The sequence below is a fragment of the Pseudomonas endophytica genome (genome assembly GCF_001411475.1).
Classification (GTDB): domain Bacteria; phylum Pseudomonadota; class Gammaproteobacteria; order Pseudomonadales; family Pseudomonadaceae; genus Aquipseudomonas; species Aquipseudomonas endophytica.
Genome location: NZ_LLWH01000227.1, coordinates 1 through 17788, shown reverse-complemented (window position 1 = coordinate 17788; position 17788 = coordinate 1). Strand labels below are relative to the sequence as shown.

The 17788-nt window shown below is 55.8% G+C and carries 17 protein-coding genes; 7 read left to right on the top strand and 10 right to left on the bottom strand.

From position 1 onward, the window contains the following. Window positions 1-301 precede the first annotated feature (301 nt). The 9 genes from pdxJ to lptF all read right to left on the bottom strand — a co-directional run bounded on the left by pdxJ (window position 302) and on the right by lptF (window position 8714). Window positions 302-1045 (bottom strand): pyridoxine 5'-phosphate synthase, encoded by a 744-nt coding sequence (pdxJ, locus tag AQS70_RS21675; protein WP_055104789.1) that lies wholly within the window; start codon window positions 1043-1045, stop codon window positions 302-304. Window positions 1046-1095: 50 nt separating this feature from the next. Continuing rightward, window positions 1096-1785: a DNA repair protein RecO gene (gene recO, locus AQS70_RS21670; protein WP_055104788.1), complete on the bottom strand. Its 690-nt coding sequence runs from the start codon at window positions 1783-1785 to the stop codon at window positions 1096-1098. A 90-nt stretch (window positions 1786-1875) separates the two neighbouring features. Beyond that, the gene (era, locus tag AQS70_RS21665) at window positions 1876-2778 is read right to left on the bottom strand and encodes a GTPase Era (RefSeq protein ID WP_055104787.1); all 903 of its coding nucleotides are present in this window, start codon (window positions 2776-2778) and stop codon (window positions 1876-1878) included. Next, window positions 2771-3460: a ribonuclease III gene (gene rnc / locus AQS70_RS21660; RefSeq protein WP_055104786.1), complete on the bottom strand. Its 690-nt coding sequence runs from the start codon at window positions 3458-3460 to the stop codon at window positions 2771-2773. The genes era and rnc overlap by 8 nt, the downstream gene beginning before the upstream one ends. Then, complete coding sequence (locus AQS70_RS23710) at window positions 3457-3594, bottom strand: hypothetical protein (protein WP_156355257.1); 138 nt, start codon at window positions 3592-3594, stop codon at window positions 3457-3459. The genes rnc and AQS70_RS23710 overlap by 4 nt, the downstream gene beginning before the upstream one ends. 126 nt (window positions 3595-3720) lie before the next feature. After that, complete coding sequence (gene lepB / locus AQS70_RS21655; RefSeq protein ID WP_055104785.1) at window positions 3721-4575, bottom strand: signal peptidase I; 855 nt, start codon at window positions 4573-4575, stop codon at window positions 3721-3723. A 5-nt stretch (window positions 4576-4580) separates the two neighbouring features. After that, window positions 4581-6380, bottom strand: a complete 1800-nt coding sequence (gene lepA, locus AQS70_RS21650; RefSeq protein WP_055104784.1) for a translation elongation factor 4 — start codon at window positions 6378-6380, stop codon at window positions 4581-4583. Between the two features lie 161 nt (window positions 6381-6541). Next, complete coding sequence (lptG, locus tag AQS70_RS21645) at window positions 6542-7603, bottom strand: LPS export ABC transporter permease LptG (protein ID WP_055104783.1); 1062 nt, start codon at window positions 7601-7603, stop codon at window positions 6542-6544. Beyond that, window positions 7596-8714, bottom strand: coding sequence for an LPS export ABC transporter permease LptF (lptF, locus tag AQS70_RS21640; RefSeq protein WP_055104782.1), 1119 nt, complete (start codon window positions 8712-8714; stop codon window positions 7596-7598). The genes lptG and lptF overlap by 8 nt, the downstream gene beginning before the upstream one ends. Before the next feature lie 317 nt (window positions 8715-9031). On the opposite strand from lptF, the gene AQS70_RS21635 reads away from it, so the two are divergent. The 5 genes from AQS70_RS21635 (at window position 9032) to rlmF (ending at window position 15557) form a co-directional block, all read left to right on the top strand. Then, window positions 9032-10522, top strand: a complete 1491-nt coding sequence (locus AQS70_RS21635) for a leucyl aminopeptidase (RefSeq protein WP_055104781.1) — start codon at window positions 9032-9034, stop codon at window positions 10520-10522. Between the two features lie 83 nt (window positions 10523-10605). Next, entirely contained in the window at window positions 10606-11034 is a 429-nt protein-coding gene (locus AQS70_RS21630) for a DNA polymerase III subunit chi (RefSeq protein ID WP_055104790.1), read from the top strand. Between the two features lie 7 nt (window positions 11035-11041). Further along, complete coding sequence (locus tag AQS70_RS21625; RefSeq protein WP_055104780.1) at window positions 11042-11443, top strand: hypothetical protein; 402 nt, start codon at window positions 11042-11044, stop codon at window positions 11441-11443. Window positions 11444-11595: 152 nt separating this feature from the next. Then, window positions 11596-14442, top strand: a complete 2847-nt coding sequence (locus AQS70_RS21620; protein ID WP_055104779.1) for a valine--tRNA ligase — start codon at window positions 11596-11598, stop codon at window positions 14440-14442. Between the two features lie 98 nt (window positions 14443-14540). Beyond that, window positions 14541-15557 (top strand): 23S rRNA (adenine(1618)-N(6))-methyltransferase RlmF, encoded by a 1017-nt coding sequence (gene rlmF / locus AQS70_RS21615; protein WP_055104778.1) that lies wholly within the window; start codon window positions 14541-14543, stop codon window positions 15555-15557. Window positions 15558-15651: 94 nt separating this feature from the next. Here rlmF and AQS70_RS21610 read toward each other — a convergent pair whose 3' ends face one another. Further along, on the bottom strand, window positions 15652-15933 hold the full coding sequence (locus tag AQS70_RS21610; RefSeq protein ID WP_055104777.1) for an HU family DNA-binding protein: 282 nt from the start codon (window positions 15931-15933) through the stop codon (window positions 15652-15654). A gap of 396 nt (window positions 15934-16329) precedes the next feature. Between AQS70_RS21610 and yejK the strand changes: the two genes are divergently transcribed. Both yejK and AQS70_RS21600 read left to right on the top strand, forming a co-directional pair. After that, entirely contained in the window at window positions 16330-17334 is a 1005-nt protein-coding gene (yejK, locus tag AQS70_RS21605) for a nucleoid-associated protein YejK (RefSeq protein ID WP_055104776.1), read from the top strand. Beyond that, the gene (locus AQS70_RS21600) at window positions 17334-17699 is read left to right on the top strand and encodes a glutaredoxin family protein (protein WP_055104775.1); all 366 of its coding nucleotides are present in this window, start codon (window positions 17334-17336) and stop codon (window positions 17697-17699) included. Before yejK ends, AQS70_RS21600 begins: the two co-directional genes overlap by 1 nt. The last annotated feature ends 89 nt before the right edge of the window (window positions 17700-17788 follow it).

Genomic DNA, 17788 nt, shown 5'->3' with positions numbered 1-17788 from the left:
CCCCGGCATCGACAAGACTAAGCCTAAAGAAGAGCCGCAACTGTAATCTATCTGTTGTAGGAGCTGCCGCAGCCTGCGATCTTTTGATATTGCGGTAGAAGATCAAAAGATCGCAGGCTGCGCCAGCTCCTACAAAAATAGAGATGCACCCAAACACCGTGCGCGATGGTGTTACGGCTGCCAACCGTTGATCGCAGCCTTTGTGCCTCGTCAGCAACTGCAGACTTAGCCCGTTTGCTGCGAGACAGTGCGGCGCATGGATGACAGGGAATCTCCTACAGGTATAGATACAGAGTAATAATTAAGCCTTGGATGCCGCCAGAATCAGGACTTTCATTTCGGCCACTGCCGACTTGAAGCCGACGAATAGTGCATGCGCAACCAATGCATGACCAATGTTCAGTTCGTTGATTCCTTTGATCGCCGCCACTGCTTCTACGTTGTGGTAGTGCAAACCGTGACCCGCGTTAACGATTAACCCCTGACCCAAGCCAAATGCAACGCCATCGGCCACCCGTTGCAGCTCTTCAGCGATGTCCGTGGGTGTTTGGGCGTCAGCGTAACGACCGGTGTGCAGTTCGATGGCGGGCGCCCCCACACGGCGAGACGCTTCAATCTGACGCTCGTCGGCGTCGATAAACAGCGAGACTTCACTGCCAATTTTGCTCAACCGCTCAACCGCCGCCTTGATCCGCGCCTCTTGCCCCGCCACATCCAAACCGCCTTCAGTGGTCAGTTCTTGTCGGGTTTCGGGCACCAAACAGATATGCGCCGGGCGAATGCGCTCGGCAAAGGCCATCATCTCTTCGGTCACACCCATTTCGAAGTTCATGCGCGTTTGCAGCACATCGTTGAGCAGCAATACATCGCGCTCTTGAATGTGCCGACGATCTTCACGCAGATGCACGGTAATGCCATCGGCGCCCGCCTCTTCTGCGTCCAGAGCCGCCTTGACTGGGTCTGGGTAACGCGTACCTCGCGCCTGACGCAGCGTGGCTACGTGGTCGATATTCACGCCAAGAAGAATGCGGTTGCTTGTGGTCACGTGGGCTCTCCTGAAGAGTTGAAGATTCGGCGCACAGCATACCGATCTATTCAGGGCTTGCGAAACAACTCACGACTGGCCAAAGGCTTGCCGGCCAAATGAACAGCCAATGCTTGGCGCATTAAGCGCTTGGCCGCTGACAGGGCGCCCGCGGTCGTCCAATCGGCGTGCGCCATGGCGTGTAACTCGACTCCCTGAAACAATCCCGGCTGCAACAACCAAACACGCTCCAGCCCTGCGTCTACTTGCAAGCGATACATGCCATCAGCCGCGACCGGCTCGCCGTGAATGTCCTCGGTGAGCGAAAAGCTGTAGCCCAAATCGTCGAGCAATCGCCATTCGAACGCCCGCAATAAAGGCTCAAGCGGTCGCCCCTCAGCCAGTGCCAGCAAGGTTGCAGCGTAGTGATCGAATACCGAGGGGTGCGGGTCTTCGGCGGGCAGTAAGCGTATCAACAGCTCATTGAGGTACAAACCGCTAAACAGGGCTTCACCCACCAGCCAGGTGGAAAGACCTGCACTTTCCATGCGACCCACATTTTTCAGCTCGCCGCGACCGTGGAACTCGATTTCCAGCGGCACAAATGGCCGTGCCAGCGTGCCCGCCTTGCCTCGCGCACTGCGCAACACCGCACGCAGGCGTCCTTGAGGCGTGATGAAATCTACCAGCGCGCTGGTTTCACGATAAGGGCGACTGTGCAGGACATAAGCGAGTTGGGGAACAATGGTTTTGTTGGACATGCCTGCGGGAATCTCTGAGGCCAAAACGCGATCCCTGTAGGCGCTGCGCCAGCGCCTACAGGTTTATTCACCCGTTACAGAGATGAAATCTTATTGGTCGCCATAGCCCAGCGAACGCAGTGCGCGCTCGTCGTCGGACCAGCCGCCTTTAACCTTAACCCACAGGTTAAGCATGATTTTAGCGTCGAACAGCAGCTCCATATCTTTGCGCGCTTCAGTACCGATACGCTTGATGCGCTCGCCCTTGTCGCCAATGATGATTTTTTTCTGACCGTCGCGCTCAACCAGAATCAACGCATGAATATGCAAGGTCTTACCCTGCTGTTTGAATTCTTCGATCTCAACGGTGATCTGGTACGGCAGCTCTGCACCCAGTTGGCGCATGATTTTTTCACGTACCAGCTCTGCGGCCAAGAAGCGGCTGCTGCGGTCGGTGATCTGATCTTCTGGGAAAAAGTGGTCGTTTTCTGGCAAATGCTCTGCAATCACACGCTCAAGGGTATCGAGGTTGTGACCATTCTGAGCCGAGATCGGAACGATCTGGGCATTAGGCAGTTGCTCCTGAAGCCACGTCAGGTGCGGCATCAGCTCAGTCTTGTCTTCGATACGGTCGGTTTTGTTCAACACCACGATCACAGGCCCGGTCACGTATTGGACGCGCTCCAACACCATTTGGTCTTCTTCGGTCCACTTGGTGCGATCCACCACGAAAATCACCACATCGACGTCTTTCAGCGCCGCCGAGGCCGTTTTGTTCATGTACCGATTCAGGGCCTTTTCGCCGCCTTTGTGCATGCCTGGCGTATCCACGTAGATCGCTTGAATAGCGCCTTCGGTCTTGATGCCCAGCATGTTGTGGCGGGTGGTCTGCGGCTTGCGCGAAGTGATCGCCAGCTTTTGACCCAAAATATGGTTCAGCAGTGTGGATTTACCCACGTTTGGTCGACCAACAATGGCGACATAGCCACAGCGAGTTTCAGTTGAATCAGTCATGGCCATTCTCCACGCCAAGGGCAATAAGGGCTGCTGCGGCCGCGACCTGTTCGGCAATACGACGGCTCACACCCTGACCTCGGCTTTTTTCATTCAATAGGACGATCTCGCACTCAACGAAGAACGTGCGGCAATGCGGTTCGCCTTGGATATCTACCACTTCATAACGCGGCAGTTCACAGGCGCGCGACTGCAAGTACTCTTGCAGTCTAGTCTTTGGATCTTTATTGGTGTCGACCAGCGTCAGCGTTTCGAACTCGCCAGCCAGCCAAGCCAGAACGCGATCACGAGCGGTGTCCATACCCGCGTCCAGATAGATAGCGCCAATCAACGCTTCTAGGGCATCAGCAAGGATCGACTCGCGACGGAAGCCGCCGCTTTTTAATTCTCCCGACCCCAGACGCAAATACTCGCCCAGCTCAAAACCGCGAGCCAACACGGCTAGGGTTTCGCCTTTTACCAAGCGCGCACGCAAGCGCGACAACTGCCCTTCACGGGCCAACGGGAAGCGATCAAACAACGCTTCACCGGCAACAAAGTTGAGAATTGCGTCCCCAAGGAACTCAAGACGCTCGTTATTGCGCCCTGCGAAACTGCGGTGTGTCAGGGCCAGAACCATCAACTCCTGATCTTTGAAGGTGTAGCCGAGCTGACGCTCTAAACGACTTAAAGAAAAACTCACGATTTACCCACGTTGAGTTCGTGGCCGAATGTCACCACCGGACCGATATTAGGGATCAGTGATGTTCGTTGATCGCATAGCAAATGGACTGGGAACAGGCTGTTCGCCGCCGTCACACTTAACGCTTTGTTCAAATCCACATCCTGAATACTGTTGACCGCCCTGCCCGAGACGGCAGACGGTCTTAAGAACCCTCAGGCAACCGATTTATTCGGACGCCTGAAAAGCATTCGGCGCTGTTATTAACAGCGCCGTCTTGGCTACTTGATCAGCCCCACCCGCGAGAAGTTCGGCAGATGGCTCATTTTGGGTTCCGGCCAACTCATCCAAACAGCGAAGGCTTTACCGACAATGTTCTGGTCGGGAACCATGCCCAGCTCATTTTTGGGAATGTTCGGATCATCCCAGTAACGGCTGTCGTTCGAATTGTCGCGGTTGTCGCCCATCATGAAGTAGTGGCCAGCCGGAACTGTCCACTCGTTATCAGGCGGCGCTTGATAACGGTTCATTTCTTTGCGAATCATGTGCTCGGCTTCGCCCAGTTTCTCTTTGTACAACTCAGCGCTGCCCAACGTGCCAGGCTCGGTACCGACCATTTGCTCGGCAACCGGTTGACCGTTGACGTACAAATGCTTATCGCTGGTGTAGCGAATTTTGTCACCCGGCAGCCCCACTACACGCTTGATGTAGTTGACTGACGGATCGCTTGGGTAGCGAAACACCATCACATCCCCGCGCTGCGGATCACCCACTTCGATGATTTTCTTGTCGATCACCGGCAGGCGGATCCCGTAAGAAAACTTGTTCACCAAAATGAAGTCGCCCACATCCAGCGTCGGTTTCATGGAGCCGGACGGAATCTGGAACGGCTCAACCAGAAACGAACGCAGCACCAGCACGATGAACAACACCGGGAAGAACGACTTGCCATATTCAACCAGTAGCGGTTCTTTATTGAGCTTTTCGATGACCTGCATATCAGCCGACTGAACAGTGGCTTGATAGTTAGCAACAGCCTTACGCCGGCGAGGTGCCAGGAAGACCAAATCGAGCAGCGCCAGCAAACCGCAGACGGCAACAGCAATAACCAGCAACAGCGGGAAATTTAGTGACATAGGACCTAGCTATCCAACCTGAGCACCGCAAGGAAGGCTTCTTGTGGAATTTCCACGTTACCCACTTGCTTCATGCGTTTTTTACCGGCCTTTTGCTTTTCTAACAGCTTGCGCTTACGGCTAACGTCACCACCGTAGCATTTGGCCAGTACGTTCTTTCTGAGTGCCTTGACAGAGGTCCGCGCAATGATCTGCCCACCAATGGCGGCCTGGATCGCGACGTCGAACATCTGGCGCGGAATCAGTTCTTTCATCTTCTCGGTCAACTGCCGACCTTTGTAATGCGCGTTTTCCTTGTGCACGATCAGGGCCAACGCGTCTACCTTTTCACCGTTGATCAACACATCAAGCTTCACCAGGTTGGCCGACTGATAACGGTCAAAATGGTAATCGAGCGAAGCATAGCCGCGACTGGTGGATTTGAGACGATCAAAGAAGTCCAGAACCACTTCGTTCATCGGCAAATCGTAGGTCACTTGTACCTGAGTACCCAAGAACAACATGTCGTGTTGAACGCCACGCTTTTCGATACACAGGGTTATGACGTTGCCCAAGTGCTCTTGAGGCACAAGAATGTTGGCCCGCACGATCGGCTCGCGCATGTCCTCGATCGCAGACAGGTCTGGGAGCTTGGACGGGTTGTCGACGTAAATCGTTTCACCGTTTTTGAGCAACAGCTCAAAAATCACGGTTGGCGCGGTGGTAATCAGGTCCAGGTCGTACTCGCGCTCCAAGCGCTCCTGGATGATTTCCATGTGCAGCATGCCCAAGAAGCCGCAACGGAAACCGAAGCCCAAAGCATCAGAGCTTTCTGGGGTGTATTGCAGCGACGAGTCGTTAAGCGTCAGCTTTTGCAGCGCGTCGCGGAAGTCTTCGAAGTCATCGGAGCTGACCGGGAACAGACCGGCATATACCTGCGGCTGAATGCGTTTAAAACCCGGCAGGACTTCAACGTCAGGGGTCGAATTCAGGGTCAGGGTGTCACCTACCGGTGCGCCGTGAATATCCTTGATGCCCGCGATGATGAAGCCTACTTCACCGGCCTTGAGGTCAGTCGTCGCGCTGTGTTTAGGGTTGAACACACCGACGCTGTCCACCAGGTGGACCTTGCCAGTGGATTTAACCAGGATCTTGTCACCCTTTTTCACGCGGCCATGACGCACGCGCACCAAGGACACAACGCCCAAGTAGTTATCGAACCAAGAGTCGATGATCAACGCTTGCAGCGGATCTTCGATATTGCCGGTCGGCGCAGGAATGGTGTGTACCAGACGCTCAAGCACTTCGTCGACGCCCAGACCGGTTTTGGCGCTGCACGTCACGGCATCCGTGGCGTCGATGCCGATAATTTTTTCGATTTCTTCTTTTACACGGTCAGGATCAGCCTGTGGCAGGTCGATCTTGTTCAAGACCGGCATCACCTCAAGACCCTGCTCAATTGCGGTGTAGCAGTTGGCAACGGACTGGGCTTCAACGCCTTGGCCAGCGTCAACAACCAGCAACGCACCTTCACAGGCCGCCAAAGAGCGGCTGACTTCATAGGTGAAGTCAACGTGACCCGGGGTGTCAATGAAGTTCAATTGGTAGGTTTTGCCGTCTTTGGCCGTGTAGTACAAGGTAACGCTGTGGGCCTTGATGGTAATCCCACGCTCACGCTCCAGGTCCATGGAGTCCAGTACTTGGGCTTCCATTTCGCGGGCAGTCAGACCACCGCACATCTGAATGAAACGATCGGCCAGCGTCGACTTGCCATGGTCAATGTGGGCGATGATGGAGAAATTGCGGATATGACTCAAATCACTCACGGGTCAACACTCAAAAAAGTCGCAGGCAGACTGCCCGCCGAAAAATAGCCGGGAATTGTACCTGATCCCTGCGCCAAGCGTCACGCTCACAGGCCAATGGCCTCCTACAAAAAAGCCCCTATCGTAAGATAGAGGCTTTTGATCAGCTTAATGGCCGCGGATCAGCCCGCTCGACGCAACAGCCAGAAACCCGCCAGCGCGCATATACCTGCCGGCAGCAATACCGCAAACAGCGGCGAGAAGCCGAACACCAAACTGGCTGGGCCCAGTAAGTCTTGCGCAATTTTGAAAGCAAAACCCACCAGCACACCCGTGAACACGCGCTGCCCCAGCGTCACAGAGCGCAAAGGACCGAAGATGAAAGATATCGCCATCAAGACCAGCGCCGCTGTCACCAAGGGCTGTAACACCTTGACCCAAAATGCCAGCCAATACCGACCATTACTCAGACCTTGATCTTTCAAGTAGTGGATATAACTCCACAAACCGGAGATCGACAGCGCGTCCGGGGCCAGGACCACGGTGTTAAGCAATTGCGGATTTAACGAAACGTCCCAGCGCTCTTCAGGCGCTTTAATGACCTCAGTGCTGCGATCATGAAACACCGTGGTTGCGACATCGCTCAACAGCCAGTAGTCCTGATTGAAGTTCGCTTTGACGGCAAAACTTGCAGACAACAGATGGCGTTCTTTATCGAAACGATAACGTGTCACACCCAGCAGCATGCCATCTGGCTGAACCGCGTTGATATGGATGTATTCATCCCCTTCACGGTGCCACATACCATGCTTGGAGCTTTGCGCATCACCGCTGCCCTGCGCCAATGCACGGTTGGCCTGAGCAACAGACTCGCTCGCGGGGGCCAGATACTCGCCAATCAAAATACCCACCAACATCAAGACCAGCATTGGCTTCATGACCGCCCAAACGATGCGACGGGTAGAAACACCCGCTGCCCGCATGATGGTCAGCTCGCTATTGCTCGCCAAACTGCCCAAGCCAATCAGGCAGCCGATCAGCGCAGCCACCGGCAGCATCTCGTAGAGGCGGCGTGGCGCAGTCAGCAGCACAAAGCTCAACACATCCAACATGGTGTAGGAGCTGGACGTGCTCTTCATCTCGTCGATGAAGGCGAACAAAGATGCCAGCCCCAAAATGATCCCCGAGACGGCCAGGATCGCTACCAATACGCTTTTACCAATGTAGCGATCGAGCTTAACCATGAGCCAACTCCTTCACGCTGCGGCGACTCGCCAATTTCAAGCGCAACGGCTCCCAGTAAAACAACAGCAGACCAATGATCAAGAACAGACCATGCACCCACCACAAGCCCAGCATCGGGGAGATTCTGCCTTTCTCAAGCGCCCCCCTCACCAGGATCAAGGCGGTCACGTAAGCCAAATAAAGAAGAATGGCTGGCAACAGCTTGAGGAAACGCCCCTGACGCGGGTTAACACGCGACAGCGGCACAGCAATCAGTGTCACGACAAAGACCAATAGCGGCATGGAAATACGCCATTGCAACTCAGCAATCGCCTTCAAGTCAGTGCTACCAAAGAGGCTGCTGGTTGGCATCGCATCACGGTCGGTAACTTCATCGCTAACATCAGGTTTGGGGAGCAGCACGCCATACGTGTCGTACTTGATCGCGCGATAGTCCGCCAAACCTGGATTGCCGTCATAACGGTAGCCGTCATCGAGAATCAACCAGCGGCTACCATCAGGGCGGACTTCTTGGCGGCCCTTTTGCGCGACCAAGATAGAAATGCTGCGATCCTTGGCATCCTGACCGAGGTTCTTCTGAGAGATAAACACCCCGCCTAGACGAGTGCGGTCATCAGTCAGCTCTTCGGTGTAGGTCACTCGAGAGCCGTCGTTTAGCGTCTGAAAGCGGCCTGGCTCCAAGGTATCGAACTCGGTCAGGGCATCTTGCTTGTTCAGGATTAGCTGAAACTGATTCGCCCCATGCGGTGCAAGACTCAGGCTCAACCACGCAACGATCAGCGCCACAATAGTGGCCGGCACCATAGTGATAGCCAACAAACGCTGCTGGCTCATGCCCGTTGCTGACAAGACCGTCATCTCACTTTCGAGATACATACGCCCGTAAGCCAGCAGGATGCCCAGAAACAGCCCTAAGGGCAGAATCAGTTGCATGAAGCCTGGCAGGCGAACGCCCATGATCATGAACAATGAGCTGGGATCCAGAGCGCCAGCAGCAGCCTGAGCCAGGTATTTAATGAAGCGACCGCTCATGATGATGACCAGCAGCACAGCGCTGACAGCGCTCAACGTAAGCAGGACTTCGCGGGATAGATAACGGAAGACGATCAAACCAGACACTCCAGGGGTCGTCAGGCTAAGGCGGCCAAACAAGCGGCATAACGAGTCGACACTAGCTCATGTAGATGAGCCTAGCCGTTTAAAAAGATGGCGCATTATCCTGTGAATGACCGCGCCTGTCACTGCACAAGCTCAGCCAAGGCTTTAAAGCGCTGTTTTGAAAGACTCCAGGGTTGTCAGGCCCGGCCGACGAGGTTCAAACTGCCTGACTTGACGCTCACTTGAACTTAGGTGCGGCGCCTCATCTTTTAAGCAAGCACACCGCACCGTTTGTGCGCACGTTGACCATTTGATTCAGGGACCCGGACATGGAACTGGTTGTAAAAAGCGTCAGCCCAGAAACGTTGAAAACGGCCACTCTCGTGGTCGCCATCAGTGAAGGCCGCACACTCGGCCCTACCGCTAAAGTAATCGACGAACTCACCAGTGGCGCTATCAGCGCCGTGCTCAAGCGTGGCGACATTGCTGGCAAAGTCGGCCAAAGCCTGCTACTTCATAGCCTGCCCAATATCAAAGCCGAGCGCGTACTGCTACTAGGTACAGGCAAAGACGAAGCACTGGGTGACCGACCATTGCGCAAAATCATCAGCGGCGCTCTGAACACGCTTAAAGGCTTGGGTGGCAGCGACGCGGTACTCGCGCTCGACGAACTGGTTGTCAAAGGCCGCGACAGTTACAGCAAAACCCGCCTGCTGGCTGAAACCCTGCTTGATGGCGAATACACCTTCGACCGCTTCAAAAGTCAAAAAGCCGAACCTCGTGCCCTGAAAAAAATCACCCTGCTGACCATTAAGGCTGCTCAGGCTGAAATTCAGCGCGCGGTGACCCACGCTCACGCCATTGCGGCCGGCATGTCGTTCACTCGCGACCTGGGCAATTTGCCACCTAACATCTGCCACCCAACCTTCCTCGCCGAACAAGCCAAGGATCTGGGCAAAGAATACAAAGGGTTGAAAGTCGAGGTTCTTGACGAGAAAAAGATCAAAGAACTGGGCATGGGCGCGTTCTACGCGGTCGGCCAAGGCAGCGACCAACCGCCCCGCCTGATCGTCATGAACTACGCAGGTGGCAAGAAGTCCGAGAAGCCGTTTGTGCTGGTGGGCAAAGGCATCACGTTCGACACCGGCGGCATCAGCCTTAAGCCAGGCGCCGGGATGGACGAAATGAAGTACGACATGGGCGGTGCTGCCAGCGTGTTCGGCACCCTACGTGCCGTGCTTGAGCTGAAGCTGCCGATTAACCTGGTCTGCATTTTGGCCTGTGCCGAGAACATGCCAAGCGGCGGCGCCGCGCGCCCGGGCGACATTGTGACCACCATGAGCGGTCAAACCGTTGAAATCCTCAACACTGACGCCGAAGGCCGTTTGGTACTGTGCGACGCACTGACCTACGCTGAACGCTTCAAGCCGCAGGCGGTCATTGACATCGCGACCCTGACGGGCGCGTGCATGGTTGCACTGGGCGCTCACACCTCAGGCCTGATGGGCAATAACGACGAATTGATCGACCAACTGCTAGAAGCTGGTAAACAAGCCGACGACCGCGCTTGGCAGTTGCCGCTGTTCGACGAGTACCAAGAGCAATTGGACAGCCCGTTTGCCGACATGGCCAACATTGGCGGCCCTAAAGCCGGTGCGATCACCGCAGGCTGCTTCTTGTCTCGTTTTGCCAAAGCCTACCACTGGGCTCACTTGGACATCGCCGGCACGGCATGGGTCAGCGGCGGCAAAGACAAGGGCGCCAGTGGCCGTCCTGTGCCCTTGCTGACTCAGTACCTGCTGGATCGCGCCAACGCTTGAAGCTGACAATCGACGGTTGCGCCGTTTGATCGCGGCGCAACCCCGATTCAGGAACCGTAATGACCTCAGAACCCGACACAGAGCTGACCAAGGTCGACTTTTATATCCTGCCCAGCGCCGAACCCTCCGCGCGGTTGGATTTTGCGTGCAAACTCACGGAAAAAGCTTGGCGCCTAGGCCATAAGGTCTACCTGCATTGCAGCGACGAGACGCAACGCAACGACTTAGACGAGCGTCTATGGCGCTTCAAAGGCGAAAGCTTCGTCCCACACAGCAACCTTGAAGACCAGCCCGACGGCGTGGTGCTGATGGGCTTCGCTGAAGCTCCCGCCAACCATCAAGATTTATTGATCAACCTGGACCTTAAAGTCCCAGAATTTTTCAAACGCTTCGCCCGCGTGGCGGAGGTCGTGGTCGAAGACCCTGTCGTACGTCTGGCTGCACGGGAGAGTTTTCGTTTCTACCGTGAACACGGCTATCCTCTGCAAGACCACAAGCTACAACGACTTTGAGCACACGATGGATACCTCTAATTCGCCGAAAAAAGCCGCACACCTGCTAGACGACCTCGAATCCATTCGCCAATTGCTTGGCGATGATGGCCTACAACCGCCATTGTTGACGGAAATGGTCGGCCACGGTGGCGAGCAGATCCCACTGCTGTCTGACGTCATCGACGACACCGTCGCCCCCGAACCCGATCCAACACCGGGGCAAGCACCGCCCGCCGACATCGCCGCAACCGCCAAGACCGAAAAAGCGCCGGACGCGCTGTTGGTGCATTTGGACAAAGAGCTGCGCACGGCGGCGCAAGCCATCATGCACGAGGTGATTAACGACTTCGCCCCGCACATCGAAACCGAAATCAAACGCCGTTTGGATGCGCACATGGAGCGCCTGCTCAACCAACATCAGAGCTGACATTGTGCAAGAGCGAGCTTACCTCGCGATCTTCTGAGCCTTAAAAGATCGCGAGGCAAGCTCGCCCCACGGGGTTTGATCTCGCCCTCAGCGTCCTGCCCCGCTATACTTGCCGGCTTTCCTGAATTAATGCCTAAAGGGTCCCGCCGCGCATGGATAAGACCTACCAGCCGCACGCAATTGAAACTTCCTGGTACAAAACCTGGGAAGAAGAGAATTATTTTGCCCCGCAAGGCGCGGGCGACTCGTACACCATCATGATCCCGCCGCCGAACGTCACCGGCAGCCTGCACATGGGCCACGGTTTTAATAACGCGATCATGGACGCCTTGATCCGTTTCCGCCGGATGCAGGGTCGTAATACCCTATGGCAACCGGGTACTGACCATGCGGGTATTGCCACCCAAATGCTGGTGGAGCGTCAGATCGAAGCACAAGGTCTGAACCGCCACGACTTAGGCCGCGAGAAGTTCCTCGAGAAGATCTGGGAATGGAAAGACCAATCCGGCGGCAACATCAGCCGTCAGATCCGCCGCCTTGGCTCGTCCGTAGACTGGAGCCGTGAGCGTTTCACCATGGACGATGGCCTGTCGCAAGCGGTGAAAGAAGCCTTTGTACGCCTGCACGAGGACGGTCTTATTTACCGCGGCAAGCGTCTGGTTAACTGGGACACCAAGCTGCACACCGCTATTTCCGACCTCGAAGTAGAAAACCACGACGAGAAAGGCTTCTTGTGGAACCTGCGCTACCCGCTGGCCGATGGCGCCAAGACCGCTGAAGGTCTGGACTACCTGGTTGTGGCAACCACCCGCCCAGAAACCATGCTCGGTGACTCAGCGGTTGCGGTAAACCCAGAAGACGAACGCTATAAAGCTCTGATCGGCAAATTTGTTGAGCTGCCACTGGTTGGCCGCCGCATCCCGATCATTGCAGACGACTACTGCGACCCTGAATTCGGCACCGGCTGTGTGAAAATCACTCCGGCCCACGACTTCAACGACTATGAAGTCGGCAAGCGTCACAACTTGCCGCTGCTGAACATCTTCGATAAGAACGCAACTGTTCTGCCTGCGGTTCAAGTGTTCAACCTTGACGGTACGCTGAATGACGCCATCGACGGCACTCTGCCCGCTAAATACGCTGGGCTGGATCGTTTCGATGCACGCAAACAGATCGTGGCTGATTTTGACCAAGCTGGCTTGCTCGTCAGCGTCGACGATCACGCACTGAAAGTACCGAAAGGCGATCGTTCAGGCACCGTCATTGAGCCGTGGCTGACCGACCAGTGGTACGTATCGACCAAGCCGTTAGCAGAATCGGCCATCGCCGCCGTGGAAGACGGGCGCATTGCGTTCGTACCCAAGCAATACGAAAACATGTACTTCTCATGGATGCGTGACATCCAAGACTGGTGCATCAGCCGTCAGCTGTGGTGGGGCCACCGGATTCCGGCCTGGTACGACGAGTCGGGCAAAGTCTATGTCGGCCGCGACGAAGCTGAAGTGCGTGCCAAGCACAACCTCGGCCAGGATGTTGCGCTGCAACAAGACAACGATGTACTCGACACTTGGTTCAGTTCTGGCCTATGGACGTTCTCGACCCTCGGCTGGCCTGAGCAGACCCAGTGCCTGAAAACCTTCCACCCGACCGATGTGCTGGTCACCGGTTTCGACATCATTTTCTTCTGGGTTGCCCGGATGATCATGCTCACCATGCATTTGGTGAAAAACGAAGACGGCACGCCGCAAGTCCCATTCAAAACCGTGTATGTACACGGCTTGGTGCGAGACGGTCAGGGCCAGAAGATGTCCAAGTCCAAAGGCAACGTGTTGGACCCGCTGGACATCATCGACGGTATCGAACTTGAAGACCTGGTGGCCAAGCGCACCACCGGTCTGATGCAGCCAAAACTGCTGAAGAAGATCGAGAAACAGACCCGTGACGAATTCGCTGACGGCATCGCCAGCTACGGCACCGACGCCCTGCGCTTCACCTTCTGCTCACTGGCATCGACCGGCCGTGACATCAAGTTCGACATGGGCCGCGTTGAAGGCTATCGCAACTTCTGCAACAAGATCTGGAACGCCGCACGCTACGTGCTAGACAAGGGCGAAGACTGCGGCCAGAACGGCGAAGCCTTCGAACTCTCGCTGGCGGATCGCTGGATCATTTCGCAGTTGCAGCGCACCGAAGCCGAAGTCACCCGCCACTTAGACCAGTTCCGCTTCGACTTGGCCGCTCAAGCCTTGTACGAGTTCATCTGGAACCAGTATTGCGACTGGTACTTGGAGCTGTCCAAGCCTGTACTGTGGGACGAAAACGCCCCGGTTGAGCGTCAGCGCGGCACGCGTCGCACGCTGGTTCGCGTTCTGGAAGTGGCCTTGCGCCTCGCTCACCCCTTCATGCCGTTCATCACCGAAGAAATCTGGCAGCGCATTGCGCCGCTGGCGGGCGCTGAGGGCAAGACCATCATGCTGCAACCTTGGCCGGTGGCCAACGAAGCACGCATCGACCAAGCCGCCGAAGACGACATCGAATGGCTCAAGGGCTTGATGCTGGGCACGCGTAATATCCGTGGCGAAATGAACATCGGCCCAGGTAAACCGCTGCAGCTGTTCCTGAAGAACGTCAGCAGCGAAGACCAGCGCCGTTTGACCGAGAACGATGCCTTGCTCAAAAAGCTGGCTAAACTCGAGTCGATCACCGTGCTGCAAGACGGTGCCGAAGCTCCGCTGTCCGCTACCGCTCTAGTCGGCGAGATGGAAGTGTTGGTGCCTATGGCTGGCCTGATCGACAAAGATGCAGAGTTGGCGCGTTTGGACAAAGAAATCCAGCGCTTGCATGGCGAAGTGGCTCGCGTTGGCGGAAAACTGTCGAACGCGGCTTTCGTTGACAAGGCCCCAGCCGAAGTCATCGACAAGGAACGCGCCAAATTGGCCGAGGCCGAACAAGCCTTGAGCAAATTGGCAGACCAGCACGCGCGGATTTCCAGCCTGTAAACACGCTGCGCACCTGATCGCGGGCAAGGACGCTCCCGCAGGGTTTAACCCTGCCGGGGCGGCCTTGCCCGCGATTGCTTTTGTGGAACCCATTGAACATGACCACCCCACGCACCTCCAAAGCTACACGCCACAAGCCCAAGGCAAACGCCGAGAGCAAAGTGGCCGAACCGCGCGTAAAGGCCAGCTTGCACCCGCGTAACCGCCATCAGGGTCGCTACGACTTCCCGCAACTGATCAAGACCAGCCCTGAACTGGGCGAATTTGTGATCATCAATCCGTATGGCAAAGAGAGCATCGACTTCGCGAACCCAAGCGCTGTTCGCGTCTTCAATCGCGCTCTGCTCAAGATGTTCTATGGGATTGCACATTGGGACATTCCACCTGACTATCTCTGCCCTCCTGTACCTGGACGCGCCGATTACGTACATTTTTTGGCGGACTTGCTGGCCAGCGTGAACGATGGCGAGATCCCGCGTGGGGCCAATGTACACGTGCTGGATATCGGCACCGGCGCCAACTGCGTCTACCCGCTGATCGGCCACAGCGAATACCGCTGGCAGTTCCTCGGCACCGATGTCGACCCGACAGCGGTCAAAACGGCCAAAGCGATTGTGCAGTCCAACGGACTGAGCAAAAACATCAGCTTGCGCTTGCAAGCTGATCCGCAAAAGATCCTGCTAGACATCCTAGAGAGCGGTGAGCGTTTCGACCTGACACTGTGCAATCCGCCCTTCCACGCGTCACTGGACGAGGCTACACGCGGCAGCGAACGCAAATGGCGCGCCTTGGGCAAAGCAGACCCCAAGCGCAAACTGCCGGTTCTGAATTTTGGTGGCCAGTCGGCCGAATTGTGGTGCGAAGGTGGCGAGCAACGCTTTGTGACCCAACTGATCCGCGAAAGCGTACACGTAGGTCGCCAAGTGTTGTGGTTCAGCGTATTGGTGTCCAAGGCATCAAACCTGCCAGCGGTTCAAACTGCCCTGAAAAAAGCCGGTGCACGGGAGAGCCAAGTTGTCGAAATGTCCCAAGGCAACAAACAAAGTCGTTTCGTAGCCTGGACCTTCCACGATAAAGACCAGCAACAAATGTGGCGTGAGAAAAACTGGAAGTAAGCCTAAGCCGTACCTGTACACGGGTACGGATTTAGGGTTTTTCACCCACAAAAAAGCCGCGCCCGGATAAGTCCGGGCGCGGCTTTTTTGATGATTACTTGTTAACAGCGTCAGTCAGGCCTTTAGCCACAACGAGCTTGATAACTTTTTTAGCAGCGATTTCGATGGCAACGCCAGTCGAAGGGTTACGGCCAGTACGGGCAGGACGCTCGGTCACTTTCAGTTTGCCAATACCTGGCAGAGTGATTTCGCCGCCATTTTCCAGCTGATCAGCAACGATTTGGCCCAGTTGGTCCAGCAGAGCACGTACGGTAGTTTTCGGTGCGTCTACAGCTTCAGCCAGATCAGCGATCAGTTGGTCTTTAGTAATAGCCATTGAGATGTTCCTTCCCTATCAAATTCATTTGGTTTGCAAAGTGCAAGGTCAGCTATCGAGCCAGAAATCGAGGGTCTGGCACGCCCGTTTGCTTTCGCGACTAATCGCGGATGTAGAGTGCTAAAACGGAGTTTGGTTCGACCTGACACAGGCTGAATGCATGCTTCACGCCGTTACCCAGCGCAAGACCGGGCAAAACTAGCACAGAGACGGTTAAATATCCGCTTCTACCTAACCATTTGGTCAGCTTTATCTCCTTATAAGTGTAAAAAACCGCCCTAACCCGTCCATCCCCTCTCTAATCATGGTGCGAAAGCTGCCCAGCGGCTCAGGTGCGGTACACTGGCGGCTTTTCCGGGCGCGCGCCCTCCCTGCTCATTTTTCGCCGAGAAGCCCATGCCGATCCGTCATTGCATCGTTCATTTAATTGAGAAAAAACCCGACGGTACGCCCGCTGTTCTACACGCACGCGACCGCGAATTGGCCGAGTCCCAGGCCATCGAGAACATGCTCGCAGACCTCAACGAAAGCTATAACGCTAAACAAGGCAAAGCCTGGGGGTTTTTCCACCCCGAGTCCGGCGCGCACCCATTTAGCGGCTGGCTCAAGGAATACATGGAGGGCGGGCAGGATTTCACCGCATTTAGCCGTGTGGCCGTCGAGCATCTGCAAAAACTGATGGAAGAGTCCAACCTGTCGGTCGGCGGCCACGTGCTGTTCGCCCATTACCAGCAGGGCATGACCGACTATTTGGCTATCGCCCTGTTGCACCACAGCGACGGCGTAGCCGTGAACTCAGAACTCGACGTGATGCCCTCACGGCACTTGGACTTGGGTCAGTTGCACCTCGCCGCGCGGGTCAATCTCTCCGAGTGGCAGAACAACAAGCAATCCAAGCAGTACATTTCGTTCATCAAAGGTAAAAACGGTAAAAAAGTTTCGGAGTACTTCCGTGACTTTATCGGCTGCCAAGAAGGCGTCGACGGCCCCGGCGAGACGCGCACGTTACTCAAGGCGTTCAGTGATTTTGTTGAGAGCGAAGACCTGCCCGAGGAGTCTGCCCGCGAAAAAACCAAGACCTTGGTCGACTACGCCAGCAGCCAAGCCAAAATCGGCGAACCCATGGGCCTGGAGGAGTTGTCTGAGCTGATCGACGAAGAACGCCCGAAAGCGTTTTACGATCATATCCGCAACAAGGACTACGGCCTGTCGCCAGAAATCCCGGCAGATAAGCGCACCTTGAACCAGTTCCGTCGCTTCACTGGGCGTGCTGAGGGCTTGTCCATCAGCTTTGAAGCTCACCTGTTGGGGTCTAAGGTCGAATTCGATGAAGAGGCCGGCACACTCGTTATCAAGGGCCTGCCGACTCAACTGCTCGATCAGCTCAAGCGTAATAAATAATGGTGAACGGCGTTCTGAAGAAGGTCCTGTTTGTACTGGTGGTGGTGGTCGTCTTCCAAAATTGGGGCAAAATCGAGCGCGTACTCAACCCTTCGGGCGTTGTGCCGCAACAGACCCGCGCCAATGCCCGGGTGGTGCTGTATTCGACCGAGTGGTGCGGGTACTGCAAGGCCACCCGGCGCTTTCTGGATCAGAAAGGCATTGTGTTCAAAGAGTTTGATATCGACAAAGATGCCACCGCTCGCCAAGCCTACGAGGCGCTGGGCGGGCGCGGGATTCCGATTTTAGACGTCAATGGCACCCTCCTCAGGGACTTCAACCCGGACGCCATCCTGGCGGCATTACAACCCCCTGCAACCCCGTAAGAGCGAGCGTGCTCGCGATCTTTTGATCTTAAATAGCAAAAGATCGCAGCCTGCGGCTCCTCCACAATGTCGTTACTCGACTAGCGGCC

Excerpts from the sequence above, each read along its gene's own strand:
- recO (WP_055104788.1), bottom strand. The coding sequence starts at position 1,785 with ATGTCCAACAAAACCATTGTTCCCCAACTCGCTTATGTCCTGCACAGT.
- era (WP_055104787.1), bottom strand. The coding sequence starts at position 2,778 with ATGACTGATTCAACTGAAACTCGCTGTGGCTATGTCGCCATTGTTGGT.
- lepB (WP_055104785.1), bottom strand. The coding sequence starts at position 4,575 with ATGTCACTAAATTTCCCGCTGTTGCTGGTTATTGCTGTTGCCGTCTGC.
- lptG (WP_055104783.1), bottom strand. The coding sequence starts at position 7,603 with ATGGTTAAGCTCGATCGCTACATTGGTAAAAGCGTATTGGTAGCGATC.
- AQS70_RS21635 (WP_055104781.1), top strand. The coding sequence starts at position 9,032 with ATGGAACTGGTTGTAAAAAGCGTCAGCCCAGAAACGTTGAAAACGGCC.
- AQS70_RS21625 (WP_055104780.1), top strand. The coding sequence starts at position 11,042 with ATGGATACCTCTAATTCGCCGAAAAAAGCCGCACACCTGCTAGACGAC.
- AQS70_RS21620 (WP_055104779.1), top strand. The coding sequence starts at position 11,596 with ATGGATAAGACCTACCAGCCGCACGCAATTGAAACTTCCTGGTACAAA.
- rlmF (WP_055104778.1), top strand. The coding sequence starts at position 14,541 with ATGACCACCCCACGCACCTCCAAAGCTACACGCCACAAGCCCAAGGCA.
- AQS70_RS21610 (WP_055104777.1), bottom strand. The coding sequence starts at position 15,933 with ATGGCTATTACTAAAGACCAACTGATCGCTGATCTGGCTGAAGCTGTA.
- yejK (WP_055104776.1), top strand. The coding sequence starts at position 16,330 with ATGCCGATCCGTCATTGCATCGTTCATTTAATTGAGAAAAAACCCGAC.
- AQS70_RS21600 (WP_055104775.1), top strand. The coding sequence starts at position 17,334 with ATGGTGAACGGCGTTCTGAAGAAGGTCCTGTTTGTACTGGTGGTGGTG.